Source organism: Psychrobacter sp. T6-5 (genome assembly GCF_052258485.2).
Taxonomy (GTDB): Bacteria; Pseudomonadota; Gammaproteobacteria; order Pseudomonadales; family Moraxellaceae; genus Psychrobacter.
Map to the genome: position 1 here is coordinate 2528394 of NZ_JBQQEY020000001.1, position 16532 is coordinate 2544925.

Genomic DNA, 16532 nt, shown 5'->3' on the forward strand with positions numbered 1-16532 from the left:
TCAAAGTTAAGGAGTCAGAAAGCTATTATACGAATATTTGAGCAATTACCAAAACTTATGCCGTAACGGTTTGTCACGTAAAAGTTTACTCATTCATGATCGAGGATTGATAACGATTATTAAGCTTTAACTATCATTACATAAAAAAACCCCAACTTATCAGCTGAGGTCCTCATTCACACTGGTTAAACCAAGTTTAAATTAACGGCTTATCACTAGCGATAATGCCATTGTTGTCAGCATAGACAAACATTCCCGAGTTCAACGTTAAATCACCAAAGCTGATTTCAATATCCGTTTGACCTTCATCGCGGCGAGTAGACTTGCGCGGAATACAACCAAGTGCCATGACACCAATATCCATCGCTGCCATGTCGTCGACATCGCGTACACAGCCATATACGATGACCCCAGCCCAGCCATTATCGATAGCTGATTGTGCAATCATATCGCCTAGCAATGCACAGCGCATAGAGCCACCGCCATCGACGACCAACACTTTACCATTACCGGCTTTGTCTTTACCATCACTATTCAATAGTGATTTGACGCGGCTATTGTCTTCAAAACACTTCACCGTCACGATTTCACCGCAGAATTTACCTTTTGCACCAAAACGACGAAATGACTTACCTTCAATATTTGGTAGACATACTTGCGACTCAGGATGGGCATCCAGCAAATCACATGTGACAAAGTTATCTTTATTCATCTCCATCGTTTTTACTCCTTATTATAAATGATTAAGCTGCTTGATCGTGTAATACTTGTTCATACTTAGCTGTAGTCTTGACTCAAAAATAATGCTTTATCTTTTCACACGAGTCATCGCAAGCATCTTCTTATTTTCAATGATCTCTGTATGTTCAATCTGAGGTTCCGTACGGTATTTACGACGATGATAAATATCATGAGCACTCATCGCCATTGCACTAGCGACGCGCTTAGCCGAGATAGGATGTAATGAGAGTGACTCTGAGACCAAAGGCGAGATAAGCTTAAAAGCTTTTTGACCAATGCTCTCGAGCGGACGCCCTTTATGCTTGCCTAGTAATAACGACGGTCGAAATATCACCAGTTGACCAAAGCCTAGTGCCGTAATAGATTGCTCAGTCTCTGCCTTGACTCGATTGTACAAAAAGCGGCTGTCAATATCGGCATTCATGGATGAAAGTAGAAAAAAGTTTTCTACCCCTTTATCACGGCATAGCTTAGCAAAGTTAAAATTGTAATCATGGTCTATCTTTCGAAAAGCCTCATCACTGCCAGCTTGTTTTTTGGTAGTACCAAGACAACTAAAGGCATCTGTCGTTCGATCCGCACCAACGCTCGCAAACACTTCTGAGAGATTATCAAAATCATTAACCTGATAAAAACGCATGCTGGCATTAATATAGCGTGGCGGGCGCCGAGCGATCACAATCAATGTATCATAGAGCTCACTCAGCTGTTTTACCAAATGCTGCCCTACCAATCCTGTTGCGCCAATCACAATTGCTTTTCGCTGCATACCCTATCCACTTATATAACGTTAGAGGTTCTATATTGATGAAAAGTGACCTATATCAAGGTCTATCATTAGGATATCATACCTAAATTCATGAATAACTGACGCTATTATGTAGGATATATTGTAAGAGATTTTATCAATCAGTTGCGCCTATTGATGTCTGCTATTGATTTAGATACCTAAATAGGCCAAAATTCATGAGTTTACAGCACTTCTTTGCGCATTAATCATCAAATATATTGTCCTTAGCGCAATAATTTGCTAAGATAACCGGCTTTACACGTCAACGCTGTTTAATTATTCCAAACAGTTCTGGCGCTTGCGATGATCTATTCATATTAGATACTTTAATATTAGACATCGACATCATGTTTGGCGAGAGGCTGCTCGTCACCGATGATTGTTAAACCCATTATTGCAATCAACATTCATATTTTTATCTGTCTTTATCAAGGAGATACGCGTGGCTAATACTGCACAAGCTCGTAAACGCGCCCGTCAAAACACCAAACGTCGTCAGAACTCTGCGTCACAACGCTCTATGGTTCGTACTTACTTAAAACGTGTTGATGCGGCTATCGAAGCTAAAGATTATGACGCGGCTACCGAAGCTTACAAAAAAGCGGTACCAGTTATTGATCGTATGGCTGACAAAGGTATTATTCATAAGAATAAAGCTGCTCGTCGTAAGAGCCGCCTAAACAAAACAATCAAAGGCCTACAAGCTTAAGATTTGTATTGTCTAGACCGCATTACGCTTCTATAGCGTCATGACTAAAACCTTGCTACTGGTTCTTATACTGGAGCAAGGTTTTTTTATGCCTGCTCGATATATATCTAGTGGATCGCCATTGCCGTTTTTTGATGAAATCTTACGTCCATTGCACCTCTGGTGGTAATAGCAGTTTACTTGGGTGATACCCTGCTGCACGATACCCATTCAACAATGAACTAATCGGACGTGTATATACTTGACCACGCCAGATAAAATGCGCATTTGCCTGATCAAAAGGTTTATCATCAAACCACAAAAACACCCCTTCCATCATTTTTGGCCAATCATTCCAATCGATCTCTTCCACATCGAACATCACGGCTAAGAATGCAGACAGTAGTGTATCATGACTCACAGCTAGCATTAGATGTCCATGCTGCGGTTGGTTTTGATAAAAGAGCGAGAGAATATCAAGGCCACCTTGATAAGCATTTTTGGTGCCTTCAAGATTGCCTTGCAAAAAGCGATTGATAAAATTCAGTACACCAATCTCTTTGAATATCGGGTTGGCTATTTCAGGTTCAGTAACGAGACTACCAGGCTCAACCAGTAGTGACTGATGCGTAATATCACGCTTGAGACCTGCTCCTTCCTGCATGAGCTGAGCCGTATCAATACAGCGTTTAATCGGGCTCGAGATGCTATCAACATCGAGTGAGTATGGCAGATGACCTGCTAACCAACGACCCCAAGACTTTGCTAATACGCGGCCTTTAGGCGTCAACGGCAACTGATAGCTGGCAAAACCATTGCCGTCAGAACGCTCACGCAAAGAATGTCTGGTAAATAAGATCAGCCGCTCATTCTCAGGTAATAGTCTGACCGAAGAAATCATACTATCTGGCAGATGTGAAGGCGCAGGCGCACTTGGTGTGTGACTGGCAAGCTTGTCAGCAGAGACTTTTGATAAGGTGCTATTAAGATATTTACTCATGGTAGCAAGCGTAGCAGATTTTTTGACAGGAATGAACAACATACAAATCCAGTTGCAATATATCTTGTAAATATCCTGTTATATGTGAAATGGGATGTCTAACTTTTGAGCATGGTAAGCTGTAACAGATAGCCATCACTGTTACTTACATGCGCAAAATCTCGGCTAACCAATATCAACGACTTTATCCCACGCAAACTCCAATGCAGTACTGCTAATCTCGTTAGGGTAAGCCCTTGGATTAACGATTACCCGCGTATTGCCTATCCGGTAATCGAATGCTTCATGTGTGTGTCCATGCACCCATAGCGTTGGTGCCCAGTCCTCATGCATCCAACCAGACAAGTCACTGACAAAGGCAGCATTGCTTGGTAGGTTGGCATATTTTTCAGACACGGATAATGCACTGACACTATGATGACTCATGACGACCGTTTTTTTGCCCAATGCTTTGGCAGTGATTAGTGCTTGCTGCAACCACTGACGATGCTCTGAGTGGATTTGCATAGAAACTTCAGGTGAGAACATCTCCTTGCCTGCATATATCTGCTTATAATCACGCATAAAATGCCTGGCAGCAGCCATAGTATCTTCATTGGCATGATACTGATAGTCCGTCCACAGTGTGCAACCTAGGATTCGTGTATCACCAATATCAATATGCTGGCACTGCAAGACACAAACCCCTTTGTTAGAGGCAGCATCATAATTGTCCCAAGTCGCTAACTTTTGGTCAAAACTTAGCACATCTTCGTCAAAATATTCGTGATTACCTGAGATTGTGATCAGAGGAACTTGTAACCGTGCTGCCTGCTCTTGTAACCACGGCATCCCTCTATCACTGTTGGCGGTATCTCCTGCTACTAACACAATATCTGCATCAGTTTTAGGAATATGCCCAATGGGGTGTGACTGGCGTGCATAACTATCAATATGTAAGTCACTTAATATTTGTAATTTCATATTATCCAATATCATCCAGTAGTATCATTATCAATAATTTGAGCCGTAAGCGTCAGCAAGCGCTAAAGTAGTGTATCAGCTTTTTCTTTACCAGCAAAAAGTAAAAAGACAGCGATTTAGGCTGTCTTTTTACTTCATTGATATCAGAACTTAAATACTTTGCAGTATTGTCTGCAATTTAGCCGCAGGGTCTGTAGCCTGAGTAATTGAGCGTCCAATGACCAAATAATCAGAACCGTCTGCCAATGCCTTACTCGGCGTACAGATACGCTTTTGATCATCAGCATTGTCTTCTGCTAGTCGAATGCCTGGCGTGACCAATTTAAAATCTTGACCGCATAACGCTTTAAGCGTTTTCGCTTCTTGAGCAGAGCATACTACCCCATCTAGCCCAGCTTGCTTGGTCAATTGCGCCAATCGGCTCACCTGTGCGTCTAAACTATCAGTGATACCCGTTTGCATCAATGCGTCACTGTCCATAGAGGTCAATACAGTCACCGCGATGAGTAATGTATTAAGGTCTTTATCTATTAAACGCTGTTTTGCCAAAGACATAGCCTCTAGACCTGCACTAGCATGAACATTCACCATCCATACACCAAGCTCGGCAGCAGCTACTACCGCTTGAGCGGTAGTGTTAGGAATGTCATGAAACTTTAAGTCTAAGAATACTTCAAAGTTACGCTGATGTAGCGCCTTAACGATGTCAGGGCCACAGCGCGTAAACAGCTCTTTACCTACTTTTAGTCGACATGACGTCGGATCTAATTGATCAGCTAATGCCAACGATGCTTGCAGAGTCATGTTGTCTAAAGCAACAACGACGGGAGAATTAATCACATTATTCATGGTTTTGCCATCTATCATAATTATCAGAGCATTATTTTTGAGGTCGACAATGTAGCCAATAGCCATCGCCTAGCAGATTAATCTCGCTTACGCTTAGACAGCGTACCACCTTTACTTAAGTGAGATTCTGTGGTGTCTTGCACATTAGTAGCAGTCGCACCATAAACGGCTTCTTCTACCGTCGGCGCGGTTGCTTGACGGTCAATGACAACATTAGCTTGAGTCAGCTGCTCTTGCAAATTGGTATTTGCCTTTTGCAAACGTGAGATTTCCCACTTATTCTGTAGTACACGGAATATAAGCAATGACAATAGAATACCAATAATGATGCCGAGTATTAGACATAGAATGAGCAGTAGCCCCAAATTCATTGTAGGTGCTTGCGAAAACAGTAAATTGACCCCGACCTCGGTATTATTTGCCAATACCAGACCAAGCGAGTAAGCAAAGCTCAAAAACAGCAATACGAATAATAAAAAGCGCATGAGACAGTTACCTCAGGTTGGAATGATAGTTTTTGGTCAGTCAATCATTAATGAGTATTAGCTGTGTGCTACTTTATCATTGACTGCTTCACGCAATGCTTTACCTGGCTTAAAGTGTGGAATCGCTTTGGCAGGAACTGGTACGCTCTCACCTGTTTTAGGATTACGTCCGACACGAGCGCGGCGATGATGTAGACAAAAACTGCCAAACCCACGAACCTCGACTCGGCCATCATTGGCTAAAGTATGGGTCATCAAATTTAATATTTCACGAACGGCATCATCAACGATGGTATCTGCCATGTTGTCACAATTCGCACTCAAATTACTGATAAATTCGGATTTGTTAATCGCTTGCTGCATTATTACGCTTGCCTTGTTGATTGATGGATAAACTGATAGTAAGTCAAAACAGTGTTATAAATAGAAACTCTAATAGGCTAAATAAATAATAGATCATATCAGAATAGTCTATTTACAAGAGTTATATCGCAACTCTAAATACACGGTCGCTCACATCTCGTTACTCAATGTTGCAAATGATAGCGGATATTGAGGAAAATAGGAATAAGAGTTTCCTTATTTAGCCAAAAACCTTACCCATTAATACAAATATCAAAACTTAATCATAAAAAAAAGCGACCGAAGTCGCTTTCTTTATATTACTTTTATATCAATAACTTGCAGCTTACTGCATTTGCTCTTTGATCAAATCACCGATCGTTTTTGGCTGTGCATCAGAACCTGCAGCGGCAGTTGTGTTCGTGCTGCCAAGATCTTTGATCGCTTGACGCTCTTCAGCTTCGTCTTTCGCTTTGATAGACAAGTTGATGTTGCGTGTTTTGCGATCAACGCTGATGATTTTTGCTTCAACGTCATCACCAACAGATAGATGCTTAGTTGCATCTTCAACGCGGTCACGTTGAATCTCAGAAGCGCGTAGATAGGCTTCAACTTCGTCAGCAAGCTCAATAGTAGCGCCTTTAGCGTCTACTTCTTTCACTTTACCATTAACGATAGCACCGCGGTCGTTACCGACTAGGTATTCGTTGAATGGATCAGAGCTCAACTGCTTAACGCCTAGGCTGATACGGTTAGCTTCTGCATCTACAGACAATACCATAGCTTCTACAGTGTCGCCTTTGTTGTAGTTACGGATAGCATCTTCGCCAGTTTCGTTCCAAGAGATATCAGAAAGATGAACCAGACCATCAATACCACCGTCTAGACCGATAAAGATACCGAAGTCAGTGATTGATTTGATCGTACCAGTGATTTTATCACCGCGCTCATGTTTCTTATCAAACTCATCCCATGGGTTAGCTAGAGTTTGTTTGATACCTAGGCTGATACGACGACGTTCTTCGTCGATATCAAGAATCATTACTTCAACTTCATCGCCCACTTGAACTACTTTAGATGGGTGGATGTTTTTGTTGGTGTGATCCATTTCTGATACGTGTACTAGACCTTCGATACCTTCAGAAATCTCAGCGAAACAACCATAATCAGTCAAGTTAGTTACGCGAGCTTTTACAACACTACCCACTGGGTAAGTACCGCCAACGTTGTCCCAAGGATCAGTACCAAGTTGTTTTAGACCTAGGCTTACGCGATTGCGCTCACGGTCAAACTTCAATACTTTAACTTTTAGGTCTTGACCAACTTCAACAACTTCAGATGGATGCTTGATACGGCGCCATGCCATGTCAGTGATGTGCAATAGACCATCGATACCACCTAGATCAACGAACGCGCCGTAATCAGTAAGGTTCTTAACGATACCTTCGATCTCGATGCCTTCTTCAAGCTTGTTTAATAGCTCTTCGCGCTCAGCTGAGTTTTCAGCTTCCATAACTGCACGGCGGCTAACAACAACGTTATTACGCTTTTGATCAAGTTTGATGACTTTGAATTCTAGCTCTTTGCCTTCAAGATGAGTCGTATCACGGATAGGACGTACATCTACCAATGAACCTGGTAAGAACGCGCGTACTGAACCGATATCTACAGTGAAACCGCCTTTAACTTTGCTTGAAATGATACCTTTTACGATCTCATCATTGTCAGCGATTTTCTCAAGGAAGTTCCAAGTTTCAACACGCTTAGCTTTTTCGCGTGACAGCAAGGTTTGACCCATGCCGTTATCAACCGCTTCAACTACGACATCAACACTATCGCCAACTTCAACTTCAAGTTCGCCTTCTTCGCTTAAAAACTCTTCACGAGCGACGATACCCTCAGATTTCAGACCAGTATCTACTGTGATCCAATCGCTATCGATGGCTACAACAGTACCGTTGATAACCGAGCCACGCTCGATATCTAGGCCTGTTTCTTCGATGCTCGCTTCAAATAGTTCAGCAAATGATTCCATTATGTCTACCTTTGTATAGCCGTATCCTGTCCAGCACAGTACGGATCAAATTTATGATTGCATAAAACGAGAATACTGGTTTTATATCTTATGCAATCATATATAAAAACGTTTGTTGGTAATAAGCGCATATTTAAACTTACTAACAACAAATGTCTTACTTTATTCTATAAAACAAAATTTTATCAACTGAGCGTAATAAATAATTGATCGTTAAAAAACACTAACTTCCAACTGTATAATTCTACATTAAAAACAGGGACTATAGGAAATTTTTTAGTACTTAATATGTTGTTTTTATTAACTATTAAAAAACAGCCCTTGATCTTGGCAATGTCTTTTTACTTGTTCGTAAACCGCATCAGCATCGAGCGATGAGCTATCAAGTAACAAAGCATCTACTGCAGGTTTTGATGGTGCGGTGCTACGGTTCTCATCACGATCATCACGTTCTTTAATCGTCGCCAAAATCGCGTCAAAATCCGCCGTTTGCCCAGCGTTAACTAGCTGGGTTACGCGGCGCTCAGCACGCGCTTCAGCACTAGCGGTCAAATACACTTTAACATCCGCATCAGGAAACACAACCGTTCCCATATCGCGACCATCAGCGACGAGTCCTGAACGTGTCGCCATATCCTGTTGTAACGTAAGCAAAGCCTCACGAACTTTTGGAAATACTGCGATTTGCGAAGCATAGCCGCCTACTGTCTCGTTGCGTACTTGATCACCTACCGCTTGTCCATTCACGATGATGTCTACGCGCCCTGAGTCATTATTTGGTACAAAGGCTATTTCCAAACTTTTCGTCAATGCTAACACTGCCGACTCATCGATTGGTTGGCTAGCATCTGCTGTGATCAATCCAGCTTCGAACGCTTTGAGTCCTACGATTCTATATAGCGCCCCAGAGTCTAATAACTGATAGCCCAATACTTGAGCTAAACGCCATGTGACCGTACCTTTACCTGCTCCGCTAGGCCCATCGATACAGATAACCGGATAGCGTGCTAAATGCTCTTCACTATCATTTTTATTGAGTAGATCGTTATCAGATACGGAGACGGTCATAATACTTACTCAATAATAGTTGTTACCTGTATAGCTGTCATGCAGTAGCAATGAAGCAATATTTACTGGTATATCAAATGCTTGATAGCAGGCTAAAAAATTCGCTACCAAATAGGGCGATATTATAGCAAAAAATCATCGCTATCACTAGCGCCCAGACTGATATCTTATTTATTAATCATTTTAAATTAGGCGCTGTTTTTATTCTGTTTCGCTAATCGCCTGCGCTCACGAAAAAACGTCTTTAGCAATTGACTGCTATGCTCGCCGCACAACCCTTTATACACGTGAATGTTATGATTGTAAAAAGGCTGCATTGATAAGTCCATCTGGCTGCCTACCATGCCAGCACGTGGCTCACTTGCCGCATATACTAGCCTATCAACACGTGCGTGAATGAGTGCGCCAATACACATCGTACAAGGCTCTAGTGTCACGTACAAAGTTGTCTGTAGTGGCAGTCGATAATTTTGTAGATGCTGACAGGCCTCTCTCAACGCAACTATCTCAGCATGTGCCGTCGCATCATGACAGCCAATTGGTTGATTGAACCCCTGACCAATGATCTGCTGATCATGCACCAATATAGCACCTACCGGCACTTCACCGAGCTTAGCGCCTTGGCTCGCTAGTCTAAGCGCTTCTTGCATCCATTTACTATCTTGCAATGTCCAAAACATAAGAGATGCAAATGGTATATCCTTCAATTCGCTCGGCGCTAAAAAATAAGATGCTAAACTTCTATTCATAATATTTAGCATTTATTGCGGTAGCTGCCAGTCAATGGGTGTTTGACCATATTGCACCAAATAGTCATTGGTTTTAGAAAATGGCTTTGTCCCAAAAAATCCACCGCGGTTGGCAGCCAACGGCGAAGGATGCACAGCGGTCAAAATCAGATGTTTATCGGTATCGATATACTTACCTTTCTTTTGTGCTTTACTGCCCCACAAAATAAATACGGTATGTTCTGTCTGCTCGTTGACTGCGTCAATGACCGCATCGGTAAATTGCTCCCAGCCTTTATTTTGATGACTATTTGGCTCGCCTTCTCGCACAGTTAGTGAGCTGTTTAGTAGCAAAACACCTTGCTGCGCCCAGTAAGTTAGGTCACCATGCTTTGAGGGTGCGATACCGATGTCATCTGCCATCTCCTTAAGCAAGTTGTTCAATGATGGCGGCTTAGGGATGGCTTTAGGAACAGAGAATGACAATCCCATGGCCTGCCCTGGCCCATGATAAGGGTCTTGACCTAAAATCACCACTTTAACTTGCGATAAAGGCGTGAGATTAAGCGCATTGAACATCAACGGCGCGGGCGGATAAATGCTATCCCCTGACTGATAAGCTTCTTTTAAAAATGCGCGTAGATTGTCCATATTTTCGGACGTTAACTCATCTGCTAATGCCGCCTTCCAATCTTCTGGCAGACGGACGTTGTCTAAAATGGCTTGTTTTTGCTCTGGTGTTTTGGTTGTCGGCTCGTCAAACAGCTCCATGGTATATCCTTTTATATTTATTATGAAATGAATGCTCAGTGATTGGCTTATTCTAAAAGCTAATAGTAACAAAAAACCGTATGAGCTTTGTTGATGAATTATAGCAACAAAAAAACGGCTACCGTAATGTTACGATAGCCGTTACTCTTATATTCAAACTAAATGTTTTAGCTAGCCACTGACTCAGAGTCTGAACGTGGCTCATGAGTTTCGACCACAGTTAAAACAATCCGACTATCAGGTGAACCTTTTTGCGAAGATTTATCTAACTTCACCGTATCAGTATCTTGCGTATCGTCGGTTTTAGGCGCCAAGGTCAAATGAACGACGCCACCATTTACCAAGTCACCGAACAAAATCATACTTGCCAATGGCTTTTTGATCTCATCCTGAATCAGGCGCTGCATTGGACGTGCACCCATTAGACGGTCGTATCCTTTATCAGCCAGATAATCACGCACATCATCATCAATCTCTAACGTCACTTGCTTATCATCAAGCTGTACTTGTAATTCAACCAAGAACTTGTCGACAACTGACACAACCACTGAAGTATCTAGTGGATTGAACTGGATAATCGCGTCTAGACGATTACGGAACTCTGGCGTAAAGACACGCTTAAGCGACTCGGTATTATCACGGCTATGATCTTGCTGAGTAAAGCCCATTGACGAGCGACTGATACTATCAGCACCAACGTTCGTCGTCATAATAATGATGACTTGCTTAAAGATAGCGACACGGCCATTATTATCCGTCAACGTACCATGATCCATCACCTGCAACAGCAAGTTGAAGACATCAGGATGCGCTTTTTCGATCTCATCAAGCAACAATACGCAATGCGGATGTTGATTGATTTTTTCAGTGAGCAAACCACCTTGATCATAACCGACATAACCTGGCGGCGCACCAATTAGACGTGATGCGGTATGTGCTTCCATATACTCTGACATATCAAAGCGTACCAGCTCTACGCCTAATAGATTGGCCAACTGACGAGAAACCTCTGTCTTACCCACACCTGTCGGTCCTGCAAACATAAACGAACCAATTGGCTTATCCGGTGCTTTTAGTCCGGCACGAGACAGTTTTATCGCATCGGCAAGCGTCGCGATCGCTTCATCTTGACCAAACACTAAGTGTTTAAGATCACGGTCCAAATGCTCCAGAATACTCTTATCATCACTCGATACAGATTTTGGTGGAATACGCGCCAATTTAGCAATGATAGCTTCGATATCCGCCACATCAATTTTCATCGGTGGTTTTTGCGCTTTAAAAGCTTTTGCACCATCAGTAGACTTGGCACGATCGTTCGCTTTAGCAGTTTTTGCTTCGTCCTGCATTTCATTATCACTGTCTGTATCGCTATCGATACCTTCGACATCAGCATCAATCTGTGCATCAAAGTCTTGCTCTAAATCCGCAATAAAACTTTCCTCAGCTTCGATGTCATCGACATCAGGAACGACGCCCAAACGCTTATATGCACCTGCTTCATCGATCACATCAATGGCTTTATCAGGTAAAAAACGCTCGTGTATGTGCTTGGCTGATAATTGTACTGCCGTGACCAACGCTTCATCTGTATATTCAACATTGTGGAATTCCTCATAGCGAGGCTTGAGACCACGTAAAATATCGATAGTATCGTCTACACTTGGTTCTTTCACATCGATTTTTTGGAAGCGACGTGATAGCGCATGATCTTTTTCAAACACTTGACGGTACTCAGTAAAGGTCGTTGAACCAATGCAGCGTAACTCACCGTTGGCAAGCGCTGGCTTGATCAAATTCGATACGTCCATATTGCTGCTCATTGACGAGCCTGCACCAATGATCATATGAATCTCATCGATAAAAAGAATAGCATTTGGCTTTTTCTTAAGCGCATCAAGCAATGACTTCATGCGTTTTTCAAAGTCACCGCGATACTTAGTTCCCGCAATCAATGAGCCAATATCAAGGCTATAAATCACGCAACCATTAAGAGGTTTTGGCGCTTTGTCATTGATAATCAACCACGCCAAACCTTCAGCGATAGAGGTTTTACCGACGCCAGGCTCACCTACTAACAATGGATTGTTTTTGCGGCGGCGGCATAAAACTTGAGCGGCACGTTCAATTTCAGAAGCGCGTCCAATCAATGGGTCTGTTTTGCCTTCAGCAGCACGTTGGTTTAGATTGGTTGCAAACTCAACCAGTGGATCTTTGCTGGTTTTTTCAGACGCACTGCGGCGTTCACCAGTCATAGAAGCACGCTGCTCAGATGGCTCTTCTTTATCCTGACCATGCGATAAATATTGGGTCAGCTCAAGACGGCTAATACCCTGTTTTTTAAGCAGATAAACCGCGTAAGTATCATGCTCTGAAAACATAGAGACTAAAATATCAGAGCCTTCTACCAATCGACCGCCACCTATAGACTGCACATGAAAAATAGCGCGTTGCAAGATACGATCAAAACTTTGAGTTGGCTGCGGTGACTGCTCCGTGTCTACATCGACGGTTGGCGTATGCTTATTGATATACGCTTCAAGCTCAGTACGCAGTGCCGATACATTGGCATTACAGGCAGTCAAGGTATTGGCAGCGTGAGTATTTTCTAATAGCGCCAATAATAAATGTTCAACAGTAAGATACTCATGCGATTTTTGGCGCGCAAGCGTCATTGCTAAACGTAGAGAAACTTCAAGATGACGACTTAACATAACAACTTCCTACGGTTATATCTATCTTTATAATTGATAGTTTTATGAATGAGTTAGTAAGTAAATCAGGGCGATAGATCGATTGTTCAAGGGTAAGATTCGTATAATTAAAAATCATGGATATATCATTTGGACCATAGACTGTTTGACGAATGCTGTAATCTATCAGTTAGCAGTGATTGTGATAATTCATAGTCGCTTTTCTTTATATCAACACGATACTTCGACAGAGTCAATCTATTAACGCAGACTAAAGTGTATCAAAGCATACTATGAGCACATAAAGAAGAATGTGAGAGCGACGATTGAAGCTTAAAGAGCCAATGTGGATAAAAGGTAAGTAGATGAACGAGGGTATTAATAACGAGTGATCGAAAAGTTGTAAAAATTATTGAGAAGACTAGTTAGTATATAAGGATATATTATAATAAAATCAAGACTATAAGAGCGATATACTTGCTGACATGCTTGCTCAAATACGGGTATATAAAGCGAGGCTGTAAAAAGAGATGGCTTAGCTCACTTTGAGAGTGAGCTACTATAGCAACTGGATGAGAACAAAAAACTATTGGGTATGGTAGTGAAAACTGATGTGAGAATAAGATATAGTGTCTTACTCTCTTTCTACTCGCCTTGATGTGGCTCGATTTGGGTCAATAGTGGATAGCCCTCACGATGTGCCAGACTATTTACTTTTTTGGCCTTGGTCTCAGCGATATCCTTGGGGTAAATACCAGCAATACCTTTGCTACTATTGTGAATAGTCAGCATAATTTCTACCGCAGAGTCCATACTATGGCGAAACTCTGACTGCAAAATATAGACGACAAATTCCATCGGCGTGTAATTATCATTATACATAACCACCGCATACATAGGCGGTTTAGCAACTTCTGGCTCAGCAACCAGCACATCTGCTTGCGGCGACGTTTCAGCCTCTGTGTCACCGTCCTGTGCGCAATGGGCAGGCATATTTGGAAAATGCCAATCAGCAACCGTTGGCGTAGCTTGTAATATCATTTTTTTCATCATAATCAAAGTATAATTATAAGGTAAGTTTGGAATAAGAGAGGTTAGCTAGGCAGGCGATGAAACATTAAGCACTATGACTATATATAGCCATGGTGCTTTGTTTTCAACTACATCATCGCTGTTTGGTATTTATTAAGACTTGTATTTGCTAGGGAACAATTGGGCTTTCATCAACTTCTGGCAAGTCTAAAAGTGATGGTAGCATGTTATCAACATTATCACCGAGCTTCCAATCGTACAACTGCTCTACTGTTTGGCCACCTGCTTGCAGGCTCAGCTTTGCTTGTAAAGGTTTAAAACCTGAAGGCATCATAAAACGACCGCGTATACGAACAATACCTTCGATCACATAGCTTGCAGGATCTAAAGGCACTTCTACAAGGTCATCATTATTGAGTAACGTCAAGGTTGGTTGGAGTCGTTTGGCTTGACCGTCGCTACTGAGCATACCAATATCAAAACCATACTCAAAAGCATTTTCGGGCAGCGGCTCAATCTTAGCGCCCAATATTTGTAGCGGCATGCCACCTTTCTCAGTAATCACATCAGCATATATCTCATTAAGCTGTGAGACTTGTCTGTTTTCTACTGTCAATGATTGCTGGTTTTCACGCAGCTCTTTTAGATTTGCAAGACTTATGGCCAGCTCTTGCTTGGCTGTCGCGGCTTGATTGGTCGCGATTTTATTACTAAGACGCAAATCTTCTAGCGCTTTTGTCGCTTCAGTACCATCGATAATCGCTTGCTGAGCTTGTGTTTCCATCGAATGAAAACCGCGCTGATAGCCCAGCTTATGTCCGAATAGCAATCCAGCCACGGCAGTCACTAATATCACCACTACAAACAGGGCCAATACTAATGTAGACGCGCCTCGTTGAGTGCTACCGATATCACTTATAAAACCATTACTATTTTTGTCGGAATGCGTTTTGCACGCCAAATCATATAGAACAGAATCTTGACACGATAGACGTGATGACTTTAAAAAAAAGCGTCGTTCAAGCTTAACACGCATTTAGATGGTATCTCTTAAGAGTAAAGGCAAGTTATTATAGCGGAATTTATAATCAATACCTAGTACCATAAATATGAATGACTTAGCGACAAAAAAGCCAGTATTAAGGTACGATAGGTGCAAAACTGAGTCCCATCGATTCATCAAATCCAAACATCACATTCATGTTTTGGACAGCCTGCCCTGCAGCACCTTTTACCAAATTATCTTGCACCACAATAACCGTCAGCTCAGCGCGCTCATTATCCTGATGTACCGCGATACGTAAGCGATTACTAGCACGCACACTGCGCGTGTCTGGATAGATACCTTTTGGCATGACATCAACAAAACCTTCTGATGCATAGCTGTCTTCGAACGCTTGCTGCCAATCGATAGCCGCACCTGCATCAGTCAGCTCCATATGAATCGAGCTCAGCATACCACGTATCATAGGCACTAAGTGCGGTAAGAAGCGAATGCGATGTGTAAACTGACTGTGTAGTAACTGCGCCACACCCTGCTCAATCTCAGGCAAGTGGCGATGACCTTCTACACTATAGGCTTTAAAATTATCCGTCGTTTCCGCATAATTAAGTGCCAGTGACGCTTGACGACCAGCACCTGACACACCAGATTTGGCATCGATGACAATACGAGACTCGACTAGTCTTTCTGCTTGCTCATTTTGTGCTTCGATAACAGGTTTTAAACCCAAAATCGCAGTAGTCGGATAGCAGCCAGGGTTACCGACTAATAAAGCGCTGGCAAGCTTATCACGATTGATTTCAGGCAAACCGTAAACTGCTGTCTTCAACAGCTCAGGGCAAGCATGAGATTGTTTGTACCAGTGCTCGAACTCCGTCAATGACTGTAAGCGGAAATCAGCCGCCAAATCGATGACTTTTACGCCAGCTTGGGTCAATGCTTCTGCTTGCTTCATCGCAACACCATGCGGCGTCGCAAAAAATACAACATCACATTTTTGCAATGCCGCAAGCGTATTGTCACCTAAGTCACTAAAAACGATATCTGAGATACCACGTAAGCTTGGGAATATTTCATCAGCGCGAGTGCCAGCTTCGCTACGCGAGGTTAGCAAATCAATAGAAACTTCAGGATGAGCAGATAGTAAGCGAATAAGCTCAATACCTGTGTAACCTGTACCACCGACAATCGCTGCTGAAATCATAAATTATCCCTTATTCTTAGTAAGCACTCATTATATCTAATAAATTCTATATTTTTATCTAGCTCGCAAAGCCATATAAACATAAGGCCAGTCTGTCAATCCTACCGTCTCTGAATACCATAGCTTTGAATACCGTGGCT

General features: G+C 42.4%; 16 protein-coding genes. 1 reads left to right on the plus strand and 15 read right to left on the minus strand.

Annotated features, from left to right (window positions below; genetic code table 11):
- Positions 1 to 196: 196 nt before the first annotated feature.
- Both rraA and ACTXGK_RS25395 read right to left on the minus strand, forming a co-directional pair.
- Positions 197 to 718: a ribonuclease E activity regulator RraA gene (rraA, locus tag ACTXGK_RS25390; RefSeq protein WP_443514960.1), complete on the minus strand. Its 522-nt coding sequence runs from the start codon at positions 716 to 718 to the stop codon at positions 197 to 199.
- A 90-nt stretch (positions 719 to 808) separates the two neighbouring features.
- The gene (locus ACTXGK_RS25395; protein ID WP_443514958.1) at positions 809 to 1510 is read right to left on the minus strand and encodes an NAD-dependent epimerase/dehydratase family protein; all 702 of its coding nucleotides are present in this window, start codon (positions 1508 to 1510) and stop codon (positions 809 to 811) included.
- A 463-nt stretch (positions 1511 to 1973) separates the two neighbouring features.
- On the opposite strand from ACTXGK_RS25395, the gene rpsT reads away from it, so the two are divergent.
- On the plus strand, positions 1974 to 2240 hold the full coding sequence (rpsT, locus tag ACTXGK_RS25400; protein WP_058024191.1) for a 30S ribosomal protein S20: 267 nt from the start codon (positions 1974 to 1976) through the stop codon (positions 2238 to 2240).
- 142 nt (positions 2241 to 2382) lie between these two features.
- Here rpsT and ACTXGK_RS25405 read toward each other — a convergent pair whose 3' ends face one another.
- The 13 genes from ACTXGK_RS25405 to argC all read right to left on the minus strand — a co-directional run bounded on the left by ACTXGK_RS25405 (position 2383) and on the right by argC (position 16392).
- Positions 2383 to 3219 carry a histidine phosphatase family protein gene (locus ACTXGK_RS25405; protein WP_443515423.1) on the minus strand — a complete coding sequence of 279 codons (837 nt, stop codon included), beginning with the start codon at positions 3217 to 3219 and terminating at the stop codon, positions 2383 to 2385.
- Positions 3220 to 3384: 165 nt separating this feature from the next.
- Positions 3385 to 4182 carry a metallophosphoesterase gene (locus ACTXGK_RS25410; protein ID WP_443514956.1) on the minus strand — a complete coding sequence of 266 codons (798 nt, stop codon included), beginning with the start codon at positions 4180 to 4182 and terminating at the stop codon, positions 3385 to 3387.
- Between the two features lie 150 nt (positions 4183 to 4332).
- Complete coding sequence (gene pyrF, locus ACTXGK_RS25415; protein WP_443514954.1) at positions 4333 to 5031, minus strand: orotidine-5'-phosphate decarboxylase; 699 nt, start codon at positions 5029 to 5031, stop codon at positions 4333 to 4335.
- 77 nt (positions 5032 to 5108) lie between these two features.
- Entirely contained in the window at positions 5109 to 5516 is a 408-nt protein-coding gene (locus tag ACTXGK_RS25420) for a lipopolysaccharide assembly protein LapA domain-containing protein (protein ID WP_201599785.1), read from the minus strand.
- A 57-nt stretch (positions 5517 to 5573) separates the two neighbouring features.
- On the minus strand, positions 5574 to 5879 hold the full coding sequence (locus ACTXGK_RS25425; RefSeq protein WP_058024195.1) for an integration host factor subunit beta: 306 nt from the start codon (positions 5877 to 5879) through the stop codon (positions 5574 to 5576).
- Positions 5880 to 6204: 325 nt separating this feature from the next.
- Entirely contained in the window at positions 6205 to 7893 is a 1689-nt protein-coding gene (rpsA, locus tag ACTXGK_RS25430) for a 30S ribosomal protein S1 (protein WP_201599784.1), read from the minus strand.
- Positions 7894 to 8193: 300 nt separating this feature from the next.
- Positions 8194 to 8961 (minus strand): (d)CMP kinase, encoded by a 768-nt coding sequence (gene cmk / locus ACTXGK_RS25435; RefSeq protein ID WP_443514951.1) that lies wholly within the window; start codon positions 8959 to 8961, stop codon positions 8194 to 8196.
- Between the two features lie 188 nt (positions 8962 to 9149).
- The gene (tadA, locus tag ACTXGK_RS25440; RefSeq protein WP_443514949.1) at positions 9150 to 9641 is read right to left on the minus strand and encodes a tRNA adenosine(34) deaminase TadA; all 492 of its coding nucleotides are present in this window, start codon (positions 9639 to 9641) and stop codon (positions 9150 to 9152) included.
- 81 nt (positions 9642 to 9722) lie between these two features.
- Positions 9723 to 10460 carry a uracil-DNA glycosylase gene (locus tag ACTXGK_RS25445; RefSeq protein WP_423609346.1) on the minus strand — a complete coding sequence of 246 codons (738 nt, stop codon included), beginning with the start codon at positions 10458 to 10460 and terminating at the stop codon, positions 9723 to 9725.
- Between the two features lie 167 nt (positions 10461 to 10627).
- Complete coding sequence (gene clpA, locus ACTXGK_RS25450; protein WP_443514947.1) at positions 10628 to 13174, minus strand: ATP-dependent Clp protease ATP-binding subunit ClpA; 2547 nt, start codon at positions 13172 to 13174, stop codon at positions 10628 to 10630.
- 624 nt (positions 13175 to 13798) lie between these two features.
- On the minus strand, positions 13799 to 14194 hold the full coding sequence (locus ACTXGK_RS25455) for an ATP-dependent Clp protease adaptor ClpS (RefSeq protein WP_443514945.1): 396 nt from the start codon (positions 14192 to 14194) through the stop codon (positions 13799 to 13801).
- A 160-nt stretch (positions 14195 to 14354) separates the two neighbouring features.
- Complete coding sequence (locus ACTXGK_RS25460; RefSeq protein WP_443514943.1) at positions 14355 to 15221, minus strand: hypothetical protein; 867 nt, start codon at positions 15219 to 15221, stop codon at positions 14355 to 14357.
- Positions 15222 to 15324: 103 nt separating this feature from the next.
- The gene (gene argC, locus ACTXGK_RS25465; protein ID WP_443514941.1) at positions 15325 to 16392 is read right to left on the minus strand and encodes an N-acetyl-gamma-glutamyl-phosphate reductase; all 1068 of its coding nucleotides are present in this window, start codon (positions 16390 to 16392) and stop codon (positions 15325 to 15327) included.
- Between the last annotated feature and the right edge of the window lie 140 nt (positions 16393 to 16532).